Annotated in this window: 22 protein-coding genes and 3 pseudogenes; 9 read left to right on the top strand and 16 right to left on the bottom strand. The window is 66.4% G+C overall.

The genetic code is table 11. From position 1 onward, the window contains the following. Positions 1-7 precede the first annotated feature (7 nt). Entirely contained in the window at positions 8-625 is a 618-nt protein-coding gene (locus HDA30_RS01435; protein ID WP_184240883.1) for a hypothetical protein, read from the top strand. A 495-nt stretch (positions 626-1,120) separates the two neighbouring features. Here HDA30_RS01435 and HDA30_RS01430 read toward each other — a convergent pair whose 3' ends face one another. Together HDA30_RS01430 and HDA30_RS01425 are read right to left on the bottom strand one after the other, a co-directional pair. Beyond that, the gene (locus HDA30_RS01430) at positions 1,121-1,564 is read right to left on the bottom strand and encodes a hypothetical protein (protein ID WP_184240882.1); all 444 of its coding nucleotides are present in this window, start codon (positions 1,562-1,564) and stop codon (positions 1,121-1,123) included. Positions 1,565-1,633: 69 nt separating this feature from the next. Further along, positions 1,634-1,927: pseudogene (locus HDA30_RS01425) on the bottom strand (integrase core domain-containing protein); the annotation flags it as partial. A 33-nt stretch (positions 1,928-1,960) separates the two neighbouring features. Here HDA30_RS01425 and HDA30_RS01420 point away from each other — a divergent pair. The 4 genes and pseudogenes from HDA30_RS01420 to HDA30_RS01405 form a co-directional block, all read left to right on the top strand. Beyond that, positions 1,961-2,296, top strand: a pseudogene (locus HDA30_RS01420) (integrase core domain-containing protein); the annotation flags it as partial. Positions 2,297-2,413: 117 nt separating this feature from the next. Then, complete coding sequence (locus HDA30_RS01415; protein WP_184240881.1) at positions 2,414-2,713, top strand: hypothetical protein; 300 nt, start codon at positions 2,414-2,416, stop codon at positions 2,711-2,713. A gap of 136 nt (positions 2,714-2,849) precedes the next feature. Beyond that, a complete protein-coding gene (locus HDA30_RS01410) occupies positions 2,850-3,239 on the top strand; it encodes an ArsR/SmtB family transcription factor (RefSeq protein ID WP_184240880.1) in 390 nt (129 codons plus the stop codon). A 2-nt stretch (positions 3,240-3,241) separates the two neighbouring features. Next, positions 3,242-4,183 carry a cation diffusion facilitator family transporter gene (locus tag HDA30_RS01405; protein ID WP_184240879.1) on the top strand — a complete coding sequence of 314 codons (942 nt, stop codon included), beginning with the start codon at positions 3,242-3,244 and terminating at the stop codon, positions 4,181-4,183. A 132-nt stretch (positions 4,184-4,315) separates the two neighbouring features. On the opposite strand, the gene HDA30_RS10720 is transcribed toward HDA30_RS01405, so the two are convergent. Then, positions 4,316-5,565 (bottom strand): IS3 family transposase gene (locus HDA30_RS10720; RefSeq protein WP_425488379.1). Its coding sequence is split into 2 segments (ribosomal slippage): positions 4,316-5,278 and positions 5,281-5,565, totalling 1,248 coding nucleotides; the frame shifts between segments, so codons are not numbered across the junction. A 112-nt stretch (positions 5,566-5,677) separates the two neighbouring features. Here HDA30_RS10720 and HDA30_RS01390 point away from each other — a divergent pair. Further along, a pseudogene (locus HDA30_RS01390) lies at positions 5,678-5,962 on the top strand (transposase); the annotation flags it as partial. 51 nt (positions 5,963-6,013) lie between these two features. Here the strand turns inward: HDA30_RS01390 and HDA30_RS01385 are convergent. From HDA30_RS01385 to HDA30_RS01350, 8 genes are all read right to left on the bottom strand, one after another. Next, positions 6,014-7,258, bottom strand: a complete 1,245-nt coding sequence (locus HDA30_RS01385) for an IS256 family transposase (protein WP_031943898.1) — start codon at positions 7,256-7,258, stop codon at positions 6,014-6,016. Between the two features lie 110 nt (positions 7,259-7,368). Continuing rightward, positions 7,369-8,721 (bottom strand): class I SAM-dependent methyltransferase, encoded by a 1,353-nt coding sequence (locus tag HDA30_RS01380; RefSeq protein ID WP_184240877.1) that lies wholly within the window; start codon positions 8,719-8,721, stop codon positions 7,369-7,371. 41 nt (positions 8,722-8,762) lie between these two features. Then, positions 8,763-9,299 carry a hypothetical protein gene (locus tag HDA30_RS01375; RefSeq protein ID WP_184240876.1) on the bottom strand — a complete coding sequence of 179 codons (537 nt, stop codon included), beginning with the start codon at positions 9,297-9,299 and terminating at the stop codon, positions 8,763-8,765. Positions 9,300-9,492: 193 nt separating this feature from the next. Further along, a complete protein-coding gene (locus HDA30_RS01370; RefSeq protein WP_184240875.1) occupies positions 9,493-10,005 on the bottom strand; it encodes a single-stranded DNA-binding protein in 513 nt (170 codons plus the stop codon). 105 nt (positions 10,006-10,110) lie between these two features. Then, on the bottom strand, positions 10,111-10,452 hold the full coding sequence (locus HDA30_RS01365; RefSeq protein WP_184240874.1) for a recombinase family protein: 342 nt from the start codon (positions 10,450-10,452) through the stop codon (positions 10,111-10,113). A 20-nt stretch (positions 10,453-10,472) separates the two neighbouring features. Beyond that, positions 10,473-11,480: an IS481 family transposase gene (locus tag HDA30_RS01360; protein ID WP_184240873.1), complete on the bottom strand. Its 1,008-nt coding sequence runs from the start codon at positions 11,478-11,480 to the stop codon at positions 10,473-10,475. A gap of 184 nt (positions 11,481-11,664) precedes the next feature. After that, positions 11,665-12,990 carry an ISL3 family transposase gene (locus HDA30_RS01355; RefSeq protein ID WP_184240872.1) on the bottom strand — a complete coding sequence of 442 codons (1,326 nt, stop codon included), beginning with the start codon at positions 12,988-12,990 and terminating at the stop codon, positions 11,665-11,667. 60 nt (positions 12,991-13,050) lie between these two features. Next, complete coding sequence (locus HDA30_RS01350) at positions 13,051-14,676, bottom strand: DNA methyltransferase (RefSeq protein WP_184240871.1); 1,626 nt, start codon at positions 14,674-14,676, stop codon at positions 13,051-13,053. A 359-nt stretch (positions 14,677-15,035) separates the two neighbouring features. Here HDA30_RS01350 and HDA30_RS01345 point away from each other — a divergent pair, with 359 nt between their 5' ends. Both HDA30_RS01345 and HDA30_RS01340 read left to right on the top strand, forming a co-directional pair. After that, entirely contained in the window at positions 15,036-15,434 is a 399-nt protein-coding gene (locus tag HDA30_RS01345; RefSeq protein WP_184240870.1) for a hypothetical protein, read from the top strand. 151 nt (positions 15,435-15,585) lie between these two features. Further along, positions 15,586-16,500: a hypothetical protein gene (locus HDA30_RS01340; protein ID WP_184240869.1), complete on the top strand. Its 915-nt coding sequence runs from the start codon at positions 15,586-15,588 to the stop codon at positions 16,498-16,500. A 39-nt stretch (positions 16,501-16,539) separates the two neighbouring features. Here the strand turns inward: HDA30_RS01340 and HDA30_RS01335 are convergent, their stop codons facing one another. From HDA30_RS01335 to HDA30_RS01315, 5 genes are all read right to left on the bottom strand, one after another. After that, entirely contained in the window at positions 16,540-17,160 is a 621-nt protein-coding gene (locus tag HDA30_RS01335) for a VapC50 family PIN domain-containing toxin (protein WP_184240868.1), read from the bottom strand. Further along, a complete protein-coding gene (locus tag HDA30_RS01330) occupies positions 17,160-17,672 on the bottom strand; it encodes an excisionase family DNA-binding protein (RefSeq protein WP_184240867.1) in 513 nt (170 codons plus the stop codon). The genes HDA30_RS01335 and HDA30_RS01330 overlap by 1 nt, the downstream gene beginning before the upstream one ends. 54 nt (positions 17,673-17,726) lie before the next feature. Beyond that, positions 17,727-18,305 carry a recombinase family protein gene (locus HDA30_RS10630; protein WP_184240866.1) on the bottom strand — a complete coding sequence of 193 codons (579 nt, stop codon included), beginning with the start codon at positions 18,303-18,305 and terminating at the stop codon, positions 17,727-17,729. A 158-nt stretch (positions 18,306-18,463) separates the two neighbouring features. Further along, complete coding sequence (locus HDA30_RS01320) at positions 18,464-19,135, bottom strand: metal-dependent transcriptional regulator (protein WP_036317499.1); 672 nt, start codon at positions 19,133-19,135, stop codon at positions 18,464-18,466. 25 nt (positions 19,136-19,160) lie between these two features. After that, positions 19,161-20,435, bottom strand: a complete 1,275-nt coding sequence (locus tag HDA30_RS01315; RefSeq protein WP_080694935.1) for an Nramp family divalent metal transporter — start codon at positions 20,433-20,435, stop codon at positions 19,161-19,163. A 190-nt stretch (positions 20,436-20,625) separates the two neighbouring features. Here HDA30_RS01315 and HDA30_RS01310 point away from each other — a divergent pair, with 190 nt between their 5' ends. Continuing rightward, the gene (locus tag HDA30_RS01310) at positions 20,626-21,222 is read left to right on the top strand and encodes a hypothetical protein (RefSeq protein WP_036317467.1); all 597 of its coding nucleotides are present in this window, start codon (positions 20,626-20,628) and stop codon (positions 21,220-21,222) included. The last annotated feature ends 23 nt before the right edge of the window (positions 21,223-21,245 follow it).

The following is a 21,245-nucleotide window of genomic DNA, read 5'->3' as shown; positions in this document are numbered from 1 at the left end:
CATCACCATGAGCGCAAAGCGCACCGCCCAGCTCATCCTCGGCGGACTCGGTTTGGCGGCCCTGGCAGGCATCATCCTGCTGGTCACCGTCATCATCCAGCCCCGAACTGATGACGCACCCCAGTCCCCACCGGATGCGGCCGAGACCACCGTGGAGGCGTCGCCGCCGCCATCGGCAAGCACTGCTACGGCCACGCCCACACCCAGCCCGACCGCTTCCAGCCCCTTCGGCTTCGCCCCGCAGACTCCAGCCGAGGAAGCGGCCGTCGAGGCTGCCCGTGTGATGACGACGTGGGACCCCGCCGAGGACATCGACCCGACAGCTTCCGAGGCCCGCGCGAAGCACTTGATGACCTCCGAGCGTGCCGCGCAGATCTCCGTCTCCGACCGCGGCACCGCCGACCCCGAATGGATGCGGGCGTACCGCCGACACTCGGTGTCCGACCCGACTGCACTGATCGTCCCCGGCGGCGAGGGGAACACCATCACCGTGAACGTCACCTGGGACTGGGTGACCCCAGACGGCAGCCGAGACAAGGGCAAGGGCGCCCGAACGTTCTACTTCACCATGACTGACGGAGACACACCCAAGGTGGCCGACTACACCTGGAGCGGCGCATTCTGACGACAGTATGCTGAGCCCGGCGCGGTCGAAGTCCATCCCCCCTCCGACTTCCCGCGCCACGCCCCTCCAGCTGATCCCGTTCCTAGCTGGAGGGGCATTCTCTTGCCCACCCGCCGAACCCGCCGACACCTGATGGCTCGGGACAGCTCGCGGGGGGCTGCCGCCGCCCCCCGCGCCCCTGCGCCAGGGGACACCCCCTGGACGGTGCTGCCGCGCTCCGGTCGCTGACGCTCTCTCCGCTTGCCACGGACTTGGCTGTGTCTCTCTCACACGTGATGAGAAGTATGGGATATGCCTCGCACATATATCGCAACCTTTGCAGGAAACTCATGGTCACGAGTCTCAGGATCTCGCAAACCAAGATCACTTGTCGGGAACGTCGCAGAGGAATGACCTGAGATTGACTCAGAAGTCACGAAATGGCCCAGTCCGCTTCACGATGAAGTGGTCTGGGCCATTTGCGCTGGCCCTCATCGAGCCAATCAAGGATGTGCGTCAGTCACCGACGGTGACCGGAACCCCACCGATCTCCTTGAACAGTGCCTCGCGATTCGAGGGATTATTGATGATCCAGTTCGGTCCAATCAGCCAGTCGCTGGTCGTGAAGCCCTGGAACTGATCGTGAGCAAGTCTGACTCGCTCGAGCGTGTCGTTCGCGTCCGCGAAACTCCACATAATCGCTGCGTCCGAACACTCCACGAACTTGTCTCTGTCCTCGTCCTTATTGATGTCACCGGCACATGTTTCCCCAGCCCCCTTCTCCCATTTTTCTACGAGTTCATCCGGCGTGAGCTTGTCGCCGGAGTCCTTGATATCCGCAGTCGTGAGGTCACCAGCGCTGATAGGTTCAGGCATCTCATTGGCACAGCCGGTTGACAGCAGAGCGAGCGATGCGAGAACTGCGATGGCTCCCGCTCGACGTGACTTGAAGAGAATCATGAGCTCATTCTAAGCTGCCCTACACGTACGCAGACGGGACTGCCGCACCGTTAGGTGACAGTTGGGGTGTTAGGCCGCGAGGCTCACGGCCGGGTTCATGATGGTCTCGTATTCGATGGGGGTCAATCGACCCAGACGTGCCTGTCGACGGCGGCGGTGATACTTGCGTTCGATCCAGGTGACGATCGCGATCCGGAGCTCGTCGCGGGTCCGCCACCGCTTCCGGTCCAGGACGTTCTTCTGGAGCAGCGCGAAGAAGGACTCCATCGCCGCATTGTCGCCGGCGGCGCCGACCTTTCCCATTGAGCCGATGAGGTGGTGACGGTTCAGCGCGTGCACGAACTTCCACGACCGGAACTGGGTGGATTCAACTGGTGGACGCAACACCTCAGGTCGAGGAGGGTGTTGATGGGACGATCAGTTGAATCCACCCAATACGTCAGCCTGGCGTACTCAGACGCGCTCATCACAGCCGGGGTGAGCGCCTCGGTGGGAACCGTGGGCGACTCCTACGACAACGCCCTGGCCGAGACCGTGAACGGCCTCTACAAGGCCGAGCTCATCCACTCCAAACGGCTCTGGGAGTCGACCGAGGCTGTGGAACTGGCCACGATGGGGTGGGTGCACTGGTGGAATACCGCCCGCCTCCACGAGGCCCTCGGCTACCGCACCCCCGCCGAGGTCGAAGCTGCGTACACTCCCTCCCGAGACGTAGCGCCCGTTGCGTCCTGACCTCGGAACGAAACCCAGGGCGCTTCAGTGACCCTAGCCGATCTCGCTGACGGGCCGGTGGCGGTCTGCGCGACCGCTCCGACGGCCACCGGGGAGCTGTGGAGTACGACTGCTCACATGCCGCGCACGATCTCGGTGGCGAACACGGACGAGTGGTTAACCCGCATCGCTGTCGGCGACGCCATCGACATCACTGCAGAGGCGACAACGCACAATCACCGCGCGCCGGAGGTGGTCTATCTGCCTATCGACGATGCCACACCGGTGACCGTGGCGCTGACCTGGCCAGGGCAGAGGAGGAGCCACCCGCAGGTAGGGGTCTTCGCCACCTGCGCACAGGACTACTTCACCCGACTCATCGACATCGGCTCCCCACCCCGCCTGCTCTCCACCGGGGCCGATGGTCAGCTGGCGTAGCTTCCCACTGCAGCTATGCGACCGACCATCCCCCAGGTAGCCCATCCTCGGGTGCGACGGGACCCCTGAGCTTCATTCCGTGTCGGAGCGACAGATCACACTCGAAAATATCGCTCTAGAGCGATATGATGGCCCTATGACGATGATTCAAGAGGAGGGGGCAGCCCTCGACGAAGTGGCGACAGTAGCGTACGCCCACCTGTTCCAGGCATTTGCGGAGCCGACGAGGTTAGCGATCGTGCAGCACCTCGCCTCCGGGGAGCACCGGGTCCGGGACATGGTCGAGCACATGGGCCTGGCCCAGTCCACGGTGAGCAAGCATGTCGGCTTCCTCGTCGAGTGCGGCCTGGCGACGATGCGCCCGGAAGGGCGCTCCACCTGGTACTCGCTGGCACAGTCCGAGCTCCTGCGTACCCTCATCGCCGCTGCCGAACGCCTCCTCGATGCCACCGGCACGCAGGCCCTGCTCTGCACGCACCTGCGACTCCCACATACCCACCACGCGACAGATACGGACCAGAAGTAGACATGGGCGCAGGACACAATCACGGCCCCGCCGCCAGCGAGACCGGTCACCCCGGAGATTTCCGCAAGAAACTCTGGATCGCATTCTCGATCACCGCGACGATCGTCGTCGCCCAGGCCATCGGCTCGATCATCACCGGCAGCCTCGCACTGCTGACCGACACCGCCCATGCCATTACCGATGCCTCCGGGCTGCTGGTCGCACTGATCGCCGCGACGCTGATGCTCAAGCCCGCCAACTCCAAGCGCACCTGGGGGTTCCGGCGTATCGAAGTGATCGCAGCCCTCGGACAGTCGGCACTGCTGCTGGCGGTGGGCACCTACGCCGCCATCGAAGGCATCCGGCGACTGTTCGAGCCGCCGGAGGTGCCCGCAAGCGAACTGCTGATATTCGGCATCATCGGCCTGGTCGCGAACATCATCGCCATCACCATCCTCGCCTCCAGCCGCGGCTCGAACTTCAACATGCGTGCCGCGTTCCTCGAAGTTCTCAATGATGCCCTCGGGTCGCTCGGAGTGATCATCGCGGCGATCGTCATCGCCACGACCGGGTTCATGCAGGCCGATGCCATCGCCGGACTGCTTATCGCCGCATTGATCGTGCCTCGCGCGTTCAAGCTCATGCGCGAGACCACTGGCGTCCTTATGGAGTTCACTCCCAAGGGCCTCGACCTCGACAAGGTGCGTTCGCACATCCTCGAACTTGACCATGTCAAAGATGTCCATGACCTGCACGCCTCCACTGTGGCGACCGGCCTGCCGATCCTGACCGCCCACGTCGTCGTCGAGGACGAGTGTTTCACCGACGGTCATGCCGCGCAGACGCTCCGCGAGATCAAAGATTGCGTCGCAGGGCACTTCGAGGTCCCCATCCATCACTCGACCTTCCAGATCGAGACCGAGCACATTGCCGAACATGAACCGGAAATCAGCAAGCACGACTGAACGCAGTGCCCCCTCCCGGGCTCGTTCCGGGGGGGGGGGCTTCCGCGTCACGCAGGTAGGCACTACCCCTACGGGGTAGTATGGCCAATTAGCACCACGGCAGACTGAAGCGCCCTGGGTTTCGTTCCGAGGTCAGGACGCAACGGGCGCTACGTCTCGGGAGGGAGTGTACGCAGCTTCGACCTCGGCGGGGGTGCGGTAGCCGAGGGCCTCGTGGAGGCGGGCGGTATTCCACCAGTGCACCCACCCCATCGTGGCCAGTTCCACAGCCTCGGTCGACTCCCAGAGCCGTTTGGAGTGGATGAGCTCGGCCTTGTAGAGGCCGTTCACGGTCTCGGCCAGGGCGTTGTCGTAGGAGTCGCCCACGGTTCCCACCGAGGCGCTCACCCCGGCTGTGATGAGCGCGTCTGAGTACGCCAGGCTGACGTATTGGGTGGATTCAACTGATCGTCCCATCAACACCCTCCTCGACCTGAGGTGTTGCGTCCACCAGTTGAATCCACCCTGCGATCCTCGGTCCGAATGCACGATGCAGCCAGCGACGTCACCGCGGCGGGAAGTGGCGTTGTCCAGGGCGTTCACCGCCAGTCGCGCCTTCATTCGGTCGCTGATCGAGTAGCCGACGATCCGGCCTGAGAACACGTCCTTGATGGCGCAGAGGTAGAGCTTGCCCTCGTCGGTCCAATGCTCCGTGATGTCGGTCAGCCATAATTCGTTGACCTCATCGGCGGAGAAGTCCCGCTTCACGAGATCATCGTGGACTGGTGGCCCGGGACAATTCCCGTTCTTGCCGCGCTTCTTCCCGAACACGGACCACCACTGGTTGTCCCGGCAGATCCTCCATGCCGTGCGCTTACACATCACCTCGCCGGCCTCTGCGGCTTCGCCGACCAGGAACCGGTACCCGTACTCGGGGTCGTCGACGTGGGCGTCCAGCAGCGCGTTGGCGCGGTATGCCTCGATCAGCTCGGCCTGGGTGACCTGCTGTTTCCGCCAGCGGTAGTAGGGCTGACGGGAGAGCTTGAGGACCCGCAGGGACACCGCGACGGGGATGCCGTCGGCGGCGAGCTCGCTCACGAGCGGGTAGAACCTTTTCCCGGCAGGTTCGCCTGGGAGAGGTAGGCGGCGGCGCGGCGGAGGACCTCGTTCTCCTGCTGGAGCAGCCGGATCTGTTTACGCGCCTCACGCAGCTCGGCCGATTCCTCCCGGCTCTTGCCGGGGCGGTTGCCGTCGTCGATGTCGGCTTGGCGAATCCACTTATGGAGCGTCATTTCGTGGACGCCGAAGTCCTTCGCGATCTGCGCGATGGTGATGCCGTCCTCACGGGACCGGGCCACGCGCACGACGTCTTCGCGGAACTCCTGGGGGTAGGGAGCGGGCATGGTGCACATCCTTCCAGGCCGCCCTGCGGGCAAGCCAGATCAGATGACCTGACCTATGGGTCGGTTTCCAGTTGACGTCGCTAGCCGATGGTCTTCATGGAAGGCTCATCCCATGCCCCGCCCGTACCCTCCAGAGTTCCGTGCCCGGGCCATCGCTCTGGTCCGCGAAGGCCGACAGGTCAAGCAGACCGCGCAGGCCCTCGGTATCCACGAGGTCACCCTCCACACCTGGCTCCGACAGGACGACATCGACCACGGCCGCCGGTCTGGACTCAGCAGTCGCGAGTCTGCCGAACTCCGCGCGGCTCGCGGTCGCGTCCGGCAGCTCGAGCAGGAGATCGCGATCCTCCGCCGCGCTGCGACATGGCTCGACGAGGAGGGAGGAGTGGACCCAAAAGGGCGCGGTCAAGTCCCTGGAAGTGGTGTAACCGTCTTCGAGGCATGAGAATCAGGCCAGGGCCGGCATCACCTCCGTGCCCATCACGGTGCCCGGTTCTTGCGTGAGGGGCTCGCGGCAGCGGGCCAGCAGCTCGAGACCGAGGTACCGGCGGCCCTCGGCCCACTCATCCGTCTGCTCAGCCAACACGGCCCCCACGAGCCGCACCACGGCATCCCGGTTCGGGAAGATGCCCACCGCGTCCGTGCGGCGCCGGATCTCCCGATTCAGGCGCTCGGCAGGGTTGTTCGACCAGATCTGGGACCACACGTCCTTCGGGAACGAGATGAACGCGAGGATGTCCTCCCGAGCAGCATCGAGGTGCCCAGCCACGGCGGGCAACCGCTCGGCCACGTAGTCCAAGAGCCGGTCGAACTGGGCGTGCACCGCGGGCCCGTCAGGCTGGTCGTAGACGCTGTGGAGCATGGCCTTCACCGCCGGCCACATGGCCTTCGGGGTCACCGCCATCAGGTTCGCGGCATAGTGCGTGCGGCACCGCTGCCACACGGCCCCGGGCAGGTTCGCCGCGATGGCTTCGACCAGGCCACGGTGGGAGTCCGAAGTCACCAGTCTCACCCCGTGAAGGCCGCGGGCGACCAGATCAGCGAAGAACTCGTTCCACGCCGCGCCTGACTCCGTGGTGGCCACCCGCAGCCCGAGTACCTCACGTCGCCCGTCAGCGTTGACGCCGGTGGCGACCATGGCCACCGCGTTGATCACCCGACCACCCTCGCGAACCTTCATGGTCAGGGCGTCCGCGGCGAGGAACACGAACGGGCCGGCATCCCCCAGCGGGCGGTGCCGGAACGCGTCGATGTGCTCGTCCAGCTCGGCGGCCATCCGGCTGACCTGGGACTTCGAGAGCGAGTCGATGCCCAGCTGGCGCACGAGCTTGTCCATGCGTCGGGTGGAGACCCCAGCGAGGTAGCAGTCGGCGACGACCGTGATCAACGCGGACTCGGCCCGCTTGCGTCGCTCGAGCAGCCACTCTGGGAAGTACGTGCCGGCGCGCAGTTTCGGGATGGCCACGTCGATCGTGCCGGCGCGGGTGTCGAGGGGCCGGTGGCGGTACCCGTTGCGCTGTGCGGTGCGGGTATCAGAAGCGGTGCCGTACTCGGCGCCGCAGACCGCGTCTGCGTCAGCGCTGAGCAGGGCGTTGATCACGGTCTGCAGCAGGTGGCGCAACAAGTCCGGCGAGGCTTCGCCGATCGCTTCGCGTAGCAGGCGTTCAGGGTCGACAATGTGAGGAGCGGTCATCGTGGTGATGTCCCTTTCGAGAGTGCTGTGGAAGGTTCACTCGAAGGCTCCCACGGTGACCGCGTCCATGCTGGGGACGGTGTTGGCGGCCGGGGAGGGTTACACCACTATCAGGGACTCAACTGACTGGCCACCACCTCAGCGGCGGAGTCACGCAGGTCCAGCAGGGCTCGTACCTCAGCAATGTCCTTCTTGGCGACCCGTGCCGTCTTGACCCACTGCATGCCCGCCACATACCGCTCGAAACGCTGTTCTGACGCGTTGAAACGCACATGACCGATGGCCGCTTCCGGCTCGGGCGCGAAACGCAGACCCGGCTCCAGGTCCAGCTCCGCACCCTTCGCCGGGACTGGCCCGTAGCCCAGACCCCGCTCGGCCGACTCCGCCAACTGGGCCACCAGACGCTCTCGCACCTGCTCGCCCAGCTCTACCCCGCTGTCTCCGGTGACGGTGTAGACCGGGCCGAACGGCCCGGAGTCGTACTCCACGGTCCCGAGCACCGCCGCCTCGTGCTCACCGAACCACCGCGAGTAGGTCAGCTCGTGCTGGTTGCCGTCCCGGTCGGTCACCGTGGTCTGGCCCGGCTCGACCCACGCGCTGATCGCGTCGGCGTCGGGCTTCTCACCGGGCATCCGCCGCCGGAACACCAGCACGTCCGTGCCTACCTCGGTGCCGGCTGATGCCGCCATCGCACCGGCAGGCAGACGCACCCCGCCCACCAGGTCGCCGTAGCGGGCCATCTCCCGCCGGGCCGTGGTGCGCTTGGAATCCATCGTGTGCGCCGAGGTCATCACGGCCACGTACCCGCCCGGGGCGGTCAGGCGGAGGGACTTGAGAATGAAGTGATTGTGGATCGAGTGGCCCATCCCGTTGTGGGTGGCGTCCTGGACGCGGAAGTTACCGAAGGGCACGTTGCCGACCGTGGCGTGGAAGGCATCGTCCTGGAAAGCCGTCTTCTCGAATCCTGCCGAGTGAATCTGCTGATCCGGGTGCAGGTGAGCGGCGATCCGCGCGGTGGTCGGGTCCAGCTCGACACCGACCATCTGGGCAGACTCCGGTGCCAGCCCGATGAACTCGCCGGACCCGCATCCAGGTTCAAGCACCGGGCCGCCCTCGAAGCCAGCGGACTCCAGGGCGTCCCACATGGCCTGGGCCACCGCAGGATCGGTGTAGTGGGCGTTTAGGGTCGTCGTGCGCGCCTGTGCCCACCCGGTCGGCCCCAGCAGCTCACGCACACGCTGGCGGTCCGACGAGCTGATCGTGCGGGTCGCGGTCTCATCGAACAGCTCCGGCAACGCACCCCAGGCCGACCATCCGGACAGGACGCGCTGCTCATCCTCGGTGGCAGCCCGCCGCTGCTCTTCCAGCTCCTGAAGGACCTCCAGTGCGGCCAGGTTCGCGGCGAACCGCTCCTTCTTCCCCGATGGCCGGTTCGTCCCGCCCCTCCACGAGTTGCCGGGCACGACTGCAGGCCCAGGCTCCTCGGCCTGGGCCTGCTCGCCGGTCAGCGCTCCTGGGCCAGCATCCCGTCCTTCACGGCTTCGGTCATCAGAGGCGGCATCACCTCGTGCCCCGGCATCGGGTCCATGCCCTGCTGACGCATCCAGTCGAACACCTCCTGCGCCAACGCCTCCAGCTTCACTCCCTGCTCCACCTGCGCTCGCGCCGGCATCTCCCGGAAGTCCTGGCTGTCCACCGGAACCACCCGACTCGGGTGCATCTGCGCCTGCCGTGTCAGCACGATCGCCCGCAGGTACCGCCCGAACAGCTCCGTCGCTCCCTGAAACGGCCGCGTCGCCAGCATCGCCTCGGCCACCGTCGGGAACTCCGCCAGATACTCCGAGGCCGCGTACGGACCCATCCGATCCGGGGACGGGTCCCCGTACGGCGTCTGCTCCTGTAGCTCCTGCCACACCGTCGGATCGGCCTCCCACTGCCGTTCCGCCTCCACCTGCACGGAGGTCCCGCGCAGCTGTGCCTCGGTCATCTCGCGGCCCAGCTCCCGCAACGTCAGCTGATCCACGTCGTTCCTGTTCACCATCGGGTCGCGCTCCTTCGTTGACGACGGCAGTCCCATCCACGAACTCGAACAGATCAAGCTGTCCTGAGATGGGTCCGGTGTTCCTCTTGGCTGCCATGACGCCTCCTCGGCGTGGTTTACATAACTCCACAGCGCCGCCGGGAAGTCAAGCCTCCCGAACGGCGCCGTGAATGAAACGGTCAGATGCTCAGATTCACCGGGACGGACCGGCCAGCTCCGGACCCTGCGGGTCCTGCTGAAGCGCGTCCACACCGGCCTGCTCCTGCGGGGACAGCCCCGAGGCGTTCGCCTCCTGCCCCTCCACACCCCAGGCCGCGGCCTCACGGTCCGCGCCTCGCTCCGGGCGCGGGGCCACCTGGACCTCGTTGAACTGCATCGACGCGCCCACGTCCTCCGCCCAGATGCGGTGGTTCAGCCCCGGCTCCCCCGCCCTGGACACGTAGGGCTCGACCGCGTAGTTGCCGGTCACCGACACCCTGTCTCCCTTGCCCACAGAGGCCATCACGTTCTGCCCCAGCTTCTCGCGGGAGATGCCCACGTCGTAGTAGGTGGGGTCCATGTCCACGTACTGCCTGGACTCACGGTCGAACCGCTGATTCTGCTCCGCGACGGTCATCACGACCATCGGCCCGTTCTGCGTCTGAATCTGCTTCGGATCCTCGACCAGGTTCCCCTGGATGGTCTTACCTCGCTGAATCTGCTGCACGGTGTGCCTCCTGGTGTTCGGCTACGCCCCTCCTCCGGGGCCGGACACCATGACTTCGCTCACGCGCACTCATCCCGCGTGACGACACACATTCACCGCCGCCGTTCAGTAGGTGCCGGACTTCACCCGAGAGATCGTCCGCGTACTCGCCCCATGCATCCGCGCCACGTCCGCCACGGACAGCCCGGCCTCCAGTGATGCCTTGATCGCCGCCTGGTCCTTCTCGTCCAGCGCGCGCGGCCGCCCACCGACCCGGCCCTGTCGGCGCGCAGCCTCCAGTCCCTCACGAGTGCGCTCAATCAGCAAGTCCCGCTCCCACTCCGCCAGCGAGGCCATGACCCGCACCACCAGTCGGCCCGCCGCCGTGGTGGTGTCCAGGTCAAGGTCCAGCGCTTCGACCCCGATTCCCCGCTCATCCAAGTCCGTCAGGGTCCGCAGGGTGTCCACGGTGGTCCACCCCAGCCGGTCTAGGTGTAGGAGGGCCTGACGTTGTTGACTCGCGCCGGGGCCAGTGAGGCCGGCGGGATGTTCCCGCAGGAGGTATGAGGCCGATGGTAGTTGTAGTGGTTCACCCACACCTGCAGGGCCTCACGCCGGGCCGTCTCTGAGGAGTACGGGCGGGCGTAGAGGACCTCGTCCACCATCAGCCGGTTGTACCGCTCGACCTTCCCGTTGTGACGCGGGGTGTAGGGGCGGATCCGGTGGTGCCGGCCCCCGAGCGAGACCACCTTCCGGGTGAAGTCCACGGCCCGGTAGTTGTTCCCGTTGTCCGTGACCACCCGGTCCACGGTGATGCCGTGGGCGGCGAAGAACGCCCTCGCCCGGCAGAAGAACCCGATCGTGGTCACCGCCTTCTCGTCCTCCAACGCCTCGGTGTACGCCAGGCGGGTGTACCCGTCGATCGCCGAGTGCAGGTACGTGTACCCGACCCGTCGGCCAGGCCCGCGTTTGGCCGCTCGCGCGTTCTCGGAGTCCCGGCCGTGAGCACGCCAGCCTCCCCCTTCGGGGATGCGCCCGATCTTCTTCACGTCCATGTGCACCATGTGCCCCGGGCCGCGGGCGGTGATCTTCCGTGGTCGTTGGCGCAGGCCCTCACCCGTGGGCGCGAGGTCTCGCAACCGGGAGATGCCCAGCCGGTGCATCCACCTCCCCACGGTGCGCAGGCACAGCTGGTGGCCTTCGGAGACGAGGTGGTGATGGATGCGTCGGGCGGACCACTTCTGGTCCCGGCGCAGGGCCTCGATTTCGACCAGGATCGCGGTGTCGAGCTGGGCGGGGCAGTGGTGGGGCCGGCTCGAGCGGTCCTGCAGTCCTGCCTCGCCCTCGGCGCGGTAGCGGGCCACCCAGGTGGCCACCGTGGGGCGGCTGACGCGGAACTCGGCTGCCACGTGCGCTTGGGGGATGCCGTCGTTCAGGTGGCGTTGGACCATCCTGAGACGGCCGGTGGGAGTCAGGGGTGCATTAGCGTGAGTCATGAGTGGGTCTCTTTGCGCGGATGGGTGGTGTAGGAACTTCCATCCTGCGGGAGAGGCCCACTCGTCTCATCTCAGCCCGGCCCTCGTGCCAAGAACCTCATGACCCACAACAGCTAGCTTTCGCCGACCTCAAGAATGGCGTCGATTGCGCACTTGCCGTCCCCCAGAGGTGACAAGGGGCTCTTCAGAGTTGAGTGGGGGGTGAGGCGTCGAGGCCTCCGGTGATGAGGAGCATCCGGAGGCGGTAGTGCTCGACGTTGCGGAACCCGCGGGCGATGCGGCGGCCCAGCTCGATGATCCCGTTGATGGCCTCGGTACCGCCGTTGCTCGCGCCGCCGGTATCGAAGTAGGCCAAGAACGCGTTCTTCCAGCGTCGCAGTGTCTTACCGAGCCTGGCGATCTCCGGGATCGGGCAGGACGGCAGCTTCTCGATGAGCTGCTCGGCGAGGCGGCGACCCTGGGCAGGAGTGGGCTGGTGGAACACGTCTCGGACGTCCTGGGCGCGCTGGTAGGCGACCTCGACCGCAACATGATCGGGATGGGCCGCGAATGCGCTGGCCAGACGAGTCTTCTGGCGCGGCGTGAGGCGTTCCCGTCCAGCGCGGAGAACATGACGGATCCCGTAGAGAGGGTCGCCCTTGCGGCCTCGGTGGCCGAGGGTCTCCTGCTGGATCCGGCGGCGGACGTCATCGACTGCAGCCCCGGCGAGCTTGACGATGTGGAACGCATCCAGCACGCAGGTGGCGTCCTCGAGCTGGTCATCGATCGCGTTCTTGTATCCCTGGAACGGGTCCAGCGTTGCGATCTCGACCCGCTTGCGGAACTCATCGCCGCGCTCGTCGAGCCAGTCTCGGTAGGCCTTGCCGGATCGGCCGGGGACGAGGTCAAGGAGCCTGGCAGTGGGGTGGAGCCCGCGAGTCAGATCGACCATCCCGGTGAGCTCCTTCGGTCCGCGCCGGCGCGGGTCCCGGTGGTGCCAGACATGTTCGTCCACGCCCAGGACCTGCACGTCCTCGAAGCGGGAAGGGTCGTTCGCGGCCTCGATCAGGACTGGCCGAACCTGGGACCAGAGCGTGTTCCACGTCGTGCCGAGCTGGCGGGCCAGGCCCTGGATCGTCGCCCCCTCGCGCCGGAGCTGGCCGATCGCCCAGCGGATCGCGCGCGTGCTCAGCAGGCCCCGTGGAGCGCAGACCTGCGGATTCTGCTCGACGAAGGTCGTCACCGCACAGACGCCCTCGAGACAGATCCAACGACGCTTGCACCACCGAATCCGCACCGGCCGACCCGCCCACGGAGCATCGATCACCTCGACCACCACCCGGCCGTGACCGGTGGCGATGACCCCGCAGCCGGGGCATCCGGCCACTGGATCGCAGGACTCCACCTCGAGCGCCAGCCCGGCCCGGGCCTTCGAGACTGCCACCAGATGAAGGCCCGAGAAGTCCAGGAGAACGTCGCATCGGTCGCAGCGATCGAGCGCGTCAGAGCATGCGCAACTATGGTTGGGCATCGTCGAGGTCCTTGAGATCAGCGGGGGTAGATATCCGCTCATCATCGAGGACCTCGACGTCTATCCCCAGCTACCCCGCATCTCCGGCGCGCCCACACTCAACTCTGAAGAGCCGCAATAGTCCAGCAGGCCCGCCTTCCCCCGCGGCCACAGGGCGTTGATCTCTTCCTTCTGCACAGACGTCATCCGTCGCGCGCCGATGAACGGCGGGTTTCCCATCACCCGCACGTCATCAGACGCGGCAAGGACTTCGTTCCAGTCCAACTCCAAGGCGTTGCCGACCATGATGTGCGCCGACTCGGTCAAGGGCAGCTGCTCCGGGGACACCCCGATCTTCAGCGACATGTCCTGGTTCGCCTGGTGGTCCACCAGGAACATCGCGGTGCGGGCGATGGTCGCCGGCCACTCCTCCAACTCGATCCCGTTGAAGTGCGACATCCGCACCCGCACTCTCTCGTCCTCGTCCATCACCAGCGAGGTCTGCGCCTGCTTGCCCGACAGCTCCTGCAGACGCACCAGGATCTGAAGCTCCAGAGCCCGCAGCTCCCGGTAGGCCACGATCAGGAACTTCCCGCACCCGCACGCCGGGTCCAGGAACCGCATCTGCCCCAGTCGCTCGTGCAGCTTGCGCAGCCCGCGCCGGGAGTGGATGTTCGCCACGAACTCGGCGCGCAGCTCGTCCAGGAACAACGGTCCGATGAGCTTGAGGATGTTCTCTTCGGTCGTGTAGTGCTCCCCCAGCTCCCGGCGGGCCTCCTTGGACTTCACCGCCTGGAACAAGGACCCGAAGATCGCCGGAGAGATCCCGCCCCAGTTAAAGTGGCACGCCGCGATCAGCTTCTGACGCATCGAGGACGTGAAGTACGGGATCGACACCGCCTCCCCGAACACGGACCCGTTCACGTACGGGAAGCGCAGCATCAGCTCATCCGTGCCGGCCATGCGCTTGTTCACGGGCCGGTTGAGCACCTGGAAAAGCGCGGTCAGCTGTGCACCCAGATCCGAGCCGTCCTCGGCGGTGCGGGTCTGGATGAACTCCAGGAACAGGTCCCGCTCCCACAACCCCGAGTCATCCGCGAACAGCGCGAACAGGGTCCGCACCAAGAACACGGACGCCTCGTGCTCGTCGTAGCCAGAGCCCTCCAGCTCCACGTAGAGGTCGGCCATCAGCTGCGCGGCCTTCACCGAGGCCGCGGCCTGCTCGGCCGAACCGAAGATGCGCTTCTGGTAGCCGGCGATGAACCCGAACCACTCAGCCTCCACCGGCAGCTGCTCCAGAGCGAACTCCACCACGGCATCCGCATCCCCGGGGGCGGCCTCCAGGTCACGCAGACGGAACGTCTCGAAGTCGCAGGTGATCACGTAGCGGGGCTGCTCAGCCTCGGACACGTTCGCCAGGTACGTCAGCGCCTGGTCCTCGGCGGCGACCAGGTCCTTGCCGAGTGACTTCTGCTCCGCGATGAGCATGCCGGGCCAGAACACGTCGATGAACCCGGCCCCGCCGTCGGCCTTCTTCGCCCGGCTCTCGTACTGGGCCACCTTGCGTCGGCGGATTCCGTAGACCGCGAACAGCTCCGTCCAGAAGGACTGAGACTCACCCCGCTCGTAGGACTCCCCCGCCCACTCGTGCACGAACGCGGCAGCGTTCGCCCGGATCTGATCCCAGGACAAGGGCTTGGTCTGCATGTGAAGAGCCTTCCAACGGTGACCACCCCATCATGCCGGGCCCACCCCGTACGCGCGTTGATGACAGAGGCGGGCACGCACAGCTTCCGTCACTCGGCGGGCACGAACCCCGGCGCCCATCTGTCAGGCGCAGCCGACACCCCAGACCTCCCCCACGGACGACTGCAAGCAGGATGAGATGGCGGGGGAGGCATCGTGCGTTAGACAATTTCCTCCATACAGTCCGTTTATCGATCCCCAGCGCTCGGCGCGCGCCACATGGCTCTCGACGAATCTTGGAAGCCTTGACGCCGCGGCGAGCACCATGGTTCACTTCTTCTAAGCAGCCAGCATTCCACGAACCCTGGAGAGGATTAGAGATGGCATTCGAGGTCTTCGACAAGCGCAGCGCGCCCATGAAGGGGACGCCCAGCGTGACAATCCAGAAGCGAGGAATCTTGTCGATCAACGGTCCAGCGCACAAGCTGATCGACGGCGCTCTCGTCGTGGAGCTGCTGTTCGACAAGTCTCGCAGGGTCATGGCTTTGCGCCCCGCGGACCCCTCGCCGCGTTCGTACGCACTGCGCGAGCCTTCCAAGACGGGGCAGACCCTGCTGTCGGCCACTGCTTTCATGGACGCCTATAACATCGACACGACAGTCAGCCGACGGTACGAACCGTTCGAAGAGGACGGGATGCTCTGCATCAACCTGGCCGGACCGTCGATCGAGGTTCATGGCAATCGCTCCCGCGCCTCCAAGGAGGATGCGGGTGCATAAAAAGCTTCGACCCCAACCCACTGGCATGGGTTGGGGTCGATTTCAGGGCCTAACGGCGCTGATGGTGATGGACTATCACGGTCAGCATCGTAGCCGAGAAATGGAGCAACCGCTCCATCCGGTAGGCCCTCCAACCCGAAGGAGGAAGCCGATGGCTTCGATCTGTACCTACTACAACATCATCCCCACCAGCCCTACGCCCTTCGCTGACCTGGACGTTCACACGGACACCCCTCAGTTCCTCGACCCCTACGCCATCCGACTGCTGGGGACTTCTACGCCCCACGCGGCCAAGGCGATCAACTGCCTGGATACGTTCTTGGAGGAGTTGGTGCTCACCGCCCTCTCCTCGGACCCGGCAGTCCAGGCGCGAGGGGCGGCGCTGCCGGCGTTCCCCGAGCCACGGCAGACCCGCCTCGGACTTTCAGCAAGGGGCATCAATGGGCATGGCGGGGCAGAGGTGATCCGCCGGCGGATCTGGGATGCGATGTCCACCGATCTGCGGCCCCTGCTGCACGTGGGAGTGCTGCGTCACCTGGAGGAGCTGGGCTTCTACATCAAGGACGTCGGCGACGACATCACCTCCGACATCACCACCCGCATCATCTTCCAGGCGCTGGTGGACTTCACGCAGGAGATGCTCGCGCTGTACCCGGAGTTCACCGCGAATGGACACAAGACGGCCACCGTCTCCTGCCGGATGTGGAACGACCACACCCGGCAGTGGGAGATGAAGTCCGTGACCCTGCCAGTGGCCAATGACGCACCCCTGCTGCTGGTGCCCTCCGGCTGGGTGACCCGTCACCCGCTGATGCGCTACGGGCGCTTCTTCGAAGTGACCATGCTGGGCTACATCCAGGACCTGCACACCCAGTACACCCCTGAGGGCAAGCCCCTCCAGACGCCTAAGGACCTGCTCGTCCCCCGAGGGCTGGCCTCACGGGACAAGCGGGAGGCGCTGCGCAAGACGCTCGAAGCGTACGAATCTGGCCGTGACCTGCTCGCAGAGCATCGCCGCTTCGTCACCGCCAAGGGTGTTCCTCCGCAGGTGGACCTGCTGGCCTAAGCTACCCGCCCCGGGCAAGGCCCGAGGAGACTGACTCCATCAGTCTCCTCGGGCCTTGTCGTCCCCTCCGCCTTCCACCTGCGATCTCTCCAGCCGCCAGGTCTGAGCTCGGGCCGCCTCGGCAAACCTCCAGGCGTCGCACCGCTCCAAGCTCGCGAGGATGTCTGCCACGGTGAGAGCCGGGTTGCGGGTGGCTGCTGCCTGCACCTGCAGGGAACGCATCACCTCAGCGGGGTCCAGGTCGAGCTGGTTCACGAAGAACTCGTCCGGATGCTGGGCCTCCAGGTTGAACCGCCCCAGCACCTCCGTCGGGAAGTCCTTGAGGTTGGCCGTCACGATCAGATCCGCCCGCCCCTGGATCGCCGCGGCCACCACGTGCCGGTCGTTCTCGTCAGGCAGGCTGATCGCGCCCAGAAGCTCCTCCCACCCTTCCACGCAGGCATCGTCGAAGGCCTGGTTCATCACGGCGGTGCGGTGACGGGCCGCTCCGGACTCCTTCATGTCCGGGTGGATCGCCTCCAACGCACGGATGGTCTCCTCGAGGATCCGCTTACTCCACAAGGGCCGGTAGAGGCCAGCTTCTGCCATGTAAAGCAGAGTGTCCGCCTGCGCGATAGGCACCAGCACGCAGGCGTCAAGCACGGCGCTGAAGCGGGCCACTACTCGGCCTCCTGCCCCAGGTCGCGGCGCACCTGCCGGAGGGCCTCCCGGTAGCGATCCGCGTCCTCGGCGTACAACCCCGCCTCCGAGGCCGAGCCCGTGAGCTCCTGCAGGGCAGCACGACGGTCCTGGCGCTTCCGTTCCTGGTACTCCACCACGTCCTGCAGGCGCAGCCGCCGGTGGCGTCCCTCGGAGGGCAGCTCGTAGGGGAGCTGCCCATTCTCGAGCAGCTTCACGAGCGTGGGACGGCTGATGCCCAGGAAGTTCGCCGCCTCCTGAGTGGTGAGCATCTGATCGACCGGGGCCACGGTGATGGCCTTGCCCACCCGCATGGCCTCGACCACGTCGCGCAGGACGTTGAACGCCTCCAGCGGAAGAGGAACGGTCTGCCCGTCAGGTCCCAGCAGGGCGGCCGGCTGCGTCAAGCCCCCCAGGAACCTGCTCAGGTCGAGCATTCCCTCCAGGTCCGTGGGGGGCATCACCGTGTGCTTGTCGTTGAGTGTGGTGGTCATGCACGCAGTATGCGCTGCGAAACGAAAAAATCGCAACACCCTCCCCGGATGTGCTTAATCCACCAACTTCGCGCCCCGAGCCAGCGAGGTGTACAGCGTCTGCCGGCTCACCCCGAAGGTGCGCGCCACTTCGGCCTTCGGGATTCCCATCTCGATCATCACGCGCGCCTGCTCCACGTCGGTGTCCGAGAGCTTCGGGGCCTGCACGTACTTGCCGCGGGCCTTGGCCAACGCGATGCCCTCGGCCTGACGCTCCTTGATCCGCCGCCGCTCGAACTCCGCGAACGCCGCCAGAATGCCCAACATCAGCCCGTCCACCGGGGAGGTGCCCGACTTGTCCACCGTGATCCGCTCCGACACGAACTGCACCGCGCACCCATTGTCGGTGAGTTCGTCCACGATCGCGTACAGGTCCCGGGTGTCCCGGCCCAGCCGGTCCATCGAGGCGACCTTCACCAGGTCCCCCTCCCGCACGTAGGCCATCAGCTCGGCCAGCCCGGTGCGCTTGGCGCGGGAGCTGCCGGAGATCTTGTCTTGGAAGATGCGGTCGCACTCCCCCACTGCCTCGAGCTGACGGTCAAGGTTCTGCTCGGCTGAGCTCACCCGCGCATACCCCACAGTCTGTCCAACCACGTTTAAGACCCTCCGTCAGGTATGTCTAACGGGTCCGAAATGAACCCACTCTGACGTGATCCTGTCGTAGGACCGGGGGGTGTGTAAAGGGGTATACCCCCTTGGACAGCCTGCTTCTCGACGGGGCGGCACCGCTGCGCAATGAAGGTGGGGACGATTCATCCTCGAGTCGAGCTCGGCACCAGCCAGATGGCAGCCGCATCCGTCTCGATGAGTTCCACGGGCCCGACTGCGACCACGCGCAGTCGGAAGTGGCCGGCCTCGGCCACCTCGACGACACTGTCGGGAACGATTCCGGCCTGCTGGAAGCGGATCAGACGCTGCGGGTCGGCGTCGGAGATGCGTAGGACCCGGTAGAACCCCGGCTCGGCTGCATCCAGGCGGACCGCGTGGGCCGGCCGCTCCCGCTGCCCTACGGGAGTGGGGATGGGGTCGCCGTGGGGATCGTGCGTGGGGTGGCCCAGCATCTGATCGATCCGCTCGATCAGCTCGTCGGAGGCGGCGTGCTCGAGTCGTTCGGCTTCCGCGTGGACCTCGTCCCAGGAGTAGCCTAGGCTCGCGGCGAGGAAGCTTTCCAGCAGCCGGTGCCGGCGGACCATCGCGATCGCGTGCTCGCATCCCTTCCCGGTGAGGGTCACGGGCTTGTAGGGCTGGTACTCGACCAGGCCCTGGGCTGCCAGGCGCTTGACCGTCTCGGTGACGTTGGGCGCGGTGGTGCCCATGCGTGCGGCCAGGCTCTTCGTGCTCAGCGGCGCGTCTCCCCACTCCGTGGCGGACCAGATCGCCTTGAGGTAGTCCTGGGCCACCGGAGTGATCTCGTCGAGGCTCATGGCCTGCACGATAGCGGGACCTCCTTCACCCCTGCCCGGTCAACGTCAGCCACAGCAGCACGGCGTTCAGGGCCACGATCAGAGCCACGACCACCCATGCCACCGTCTGCAGGGGCGTGGAGTTCGCGTGTCGGCCCATCACGGCCCGGGCACCGGTCAGTCGGACCAGGGGGATCATGGCAAAGGGGATGCCGATACTGAGCAGCACCTGGGAGAGGACGAGCGCCCAGGTGGGGTCCACCCCGGAGGCGATGACCAGCAGCGCGGGGATCAGCGTGAGCACCCGCCGCAGCATCTGAGGGATGCGCCAGCGCAGCAGCCCGCCCATGATCTCCGACCCCGCATAGGAGCCCACCGCGGTGGAGGCCAGCCCGGAGGCCAACAGGCCGACGCCGAAGAGCACGCCCACCGCCGGCCCCAGTGCGGTCGTGATCGCCGCGTGGGCGCCTTCGATGCTGTCCGTCCCGGAGACCCCGGAGAGATTGGCCGCCGCCAGCAGCAGCATCGCGATGTTCACCGACCCTGCCACCAGAAGCGACAGCCCCACATCCCACCGGGTGGCCCGCAGCAGCCTGCCAAGGGTGCCCGGATGAGCGTGGGCCCCCTGATGGCGGTCACGCGCCAGAGCTGAGTGCACATAGATCGCGTGGGGCATCACCGTGGCCCCCAACATGCCGGCCGCCAGGAGCACCGTCTGGGTTCCCTCGAACCGGGGGACCATGCCCGCCACGGCCTCACCCCAGGAGATGGGCCCGTAGAACAGTCCCGAGACGAACCCGAGGGTGATCACGGCCAGCAGGCCCACGACGACGAACTCGAAGGGCTGCTGCCCGCGCCGGGACTGCACACCCAACAGGATCATCGAGACCACCCCGACGATCACCCCGCCGGCCAGCAGGGGGATACCGAAGAGGATGTGCAGGGCAATGGCCCCTCCGATCACCTCGGCCAGATCCGTGGCGGCGGCCACGATCTCCGCCTGCACCCAGTACGCCAAACGCCGCCCGCGCGGCAACCGGTGCCCCAGCAGCTCCGGAAGCGAGCGGCCGGTGACGAGCCCGAGCTTCGCCGAGAGGTACTGCACGAGCATGGCCATCAGGTTCGCTGCGACCAGCACCCAGACCAGCAGGTACCCGTACTGGGCCCCCGCCGTCAGGTTCGCAGCCACATTGCCGGGGTCCACATAGGCCACCGCCGCCACGAAGGCCGGCCCCAGCAGCCGCATTCCCCGACGACCGGGGCGATCCACCCTCTCCACGGCGACCTTGCCATCCGCCGGCCGATCCACACCGGCGGTCATCCGAGGCTCCAATGGCGATGCATGCATGAGATTTAACATACCTGAACTCTGAGGAGACAGGTGGTCTGACCACACCCCGGCACCCCGGCAGTCTCAGATGCACCGACGGCCGTAGCCGAACACTCCTGCTTTCACGAACCTAATCGTGTGCACCTGAATTCTTTTGTGTGCCCTAACTGGAGTACCCCTCATGGAAATCTCCCGCCGTTCAGTAGCCACCGGCCTCGCCTGGGCCGTGCCGGCCGTGGCCGCATCGACGGCCGCGCCCGCCATGGCCGCCTCCTCCTGCGCGGGGTACACCGCAGGCAAGCCCCTCCCAGCCTCGGCGTTCACCCTGACCTACCTGCGCATCACCAACGAGACGCTCGGCAGGCTGTCCAACAAGCAGGTGGCCCTCGATTTCGACTTCCGCCTCAGCGACGAGGCCGCGGCCTGCGGGGTGCGCACCGGATCCGTCTCCTCCACCAGCAACGGCGGCACCTCCCGGATCGCCTTGAACAACGGGAAGACCTACAACGCGACCAACGGCCTCGCCGTCCCGGCCAACGGATCCGTAGGACGCACCGACGGTACCTGCCGGCTCGGCCTGGACCGCACTGAGGCCTGCGGCACCACGGGGCAGTCCCCCTACAGCGTCGCCGGGTCCACGGGCGCCAGCTCGACCGCCGTCACGGCCATCTCCCTCTACCGGTCCATCACGGTCTCCGGCTACGGCACCACCGTCGTCTACCTCAACGCCACGGGTGTGGGCACCAACCTGTCCGTGAGCGCCGCACCGCTGATCTGAGGTCAAGTCCCTGGAAGTGGTGT

Source organism: Micrococcus cohnii, assembly GCF_014205175.1.
Taxonomy (GTDB): domain Bacteria; phylum Actinomycetota; class Actinomycetes; order Actinomycetales; family Micrococcaceae; genus Micrococcus; species Micrococcus cohnii.
Note: the sequence above shows the minus strand (reverse complement) of the source record. Positions and strands in the feature narration are given on the sequence as shown.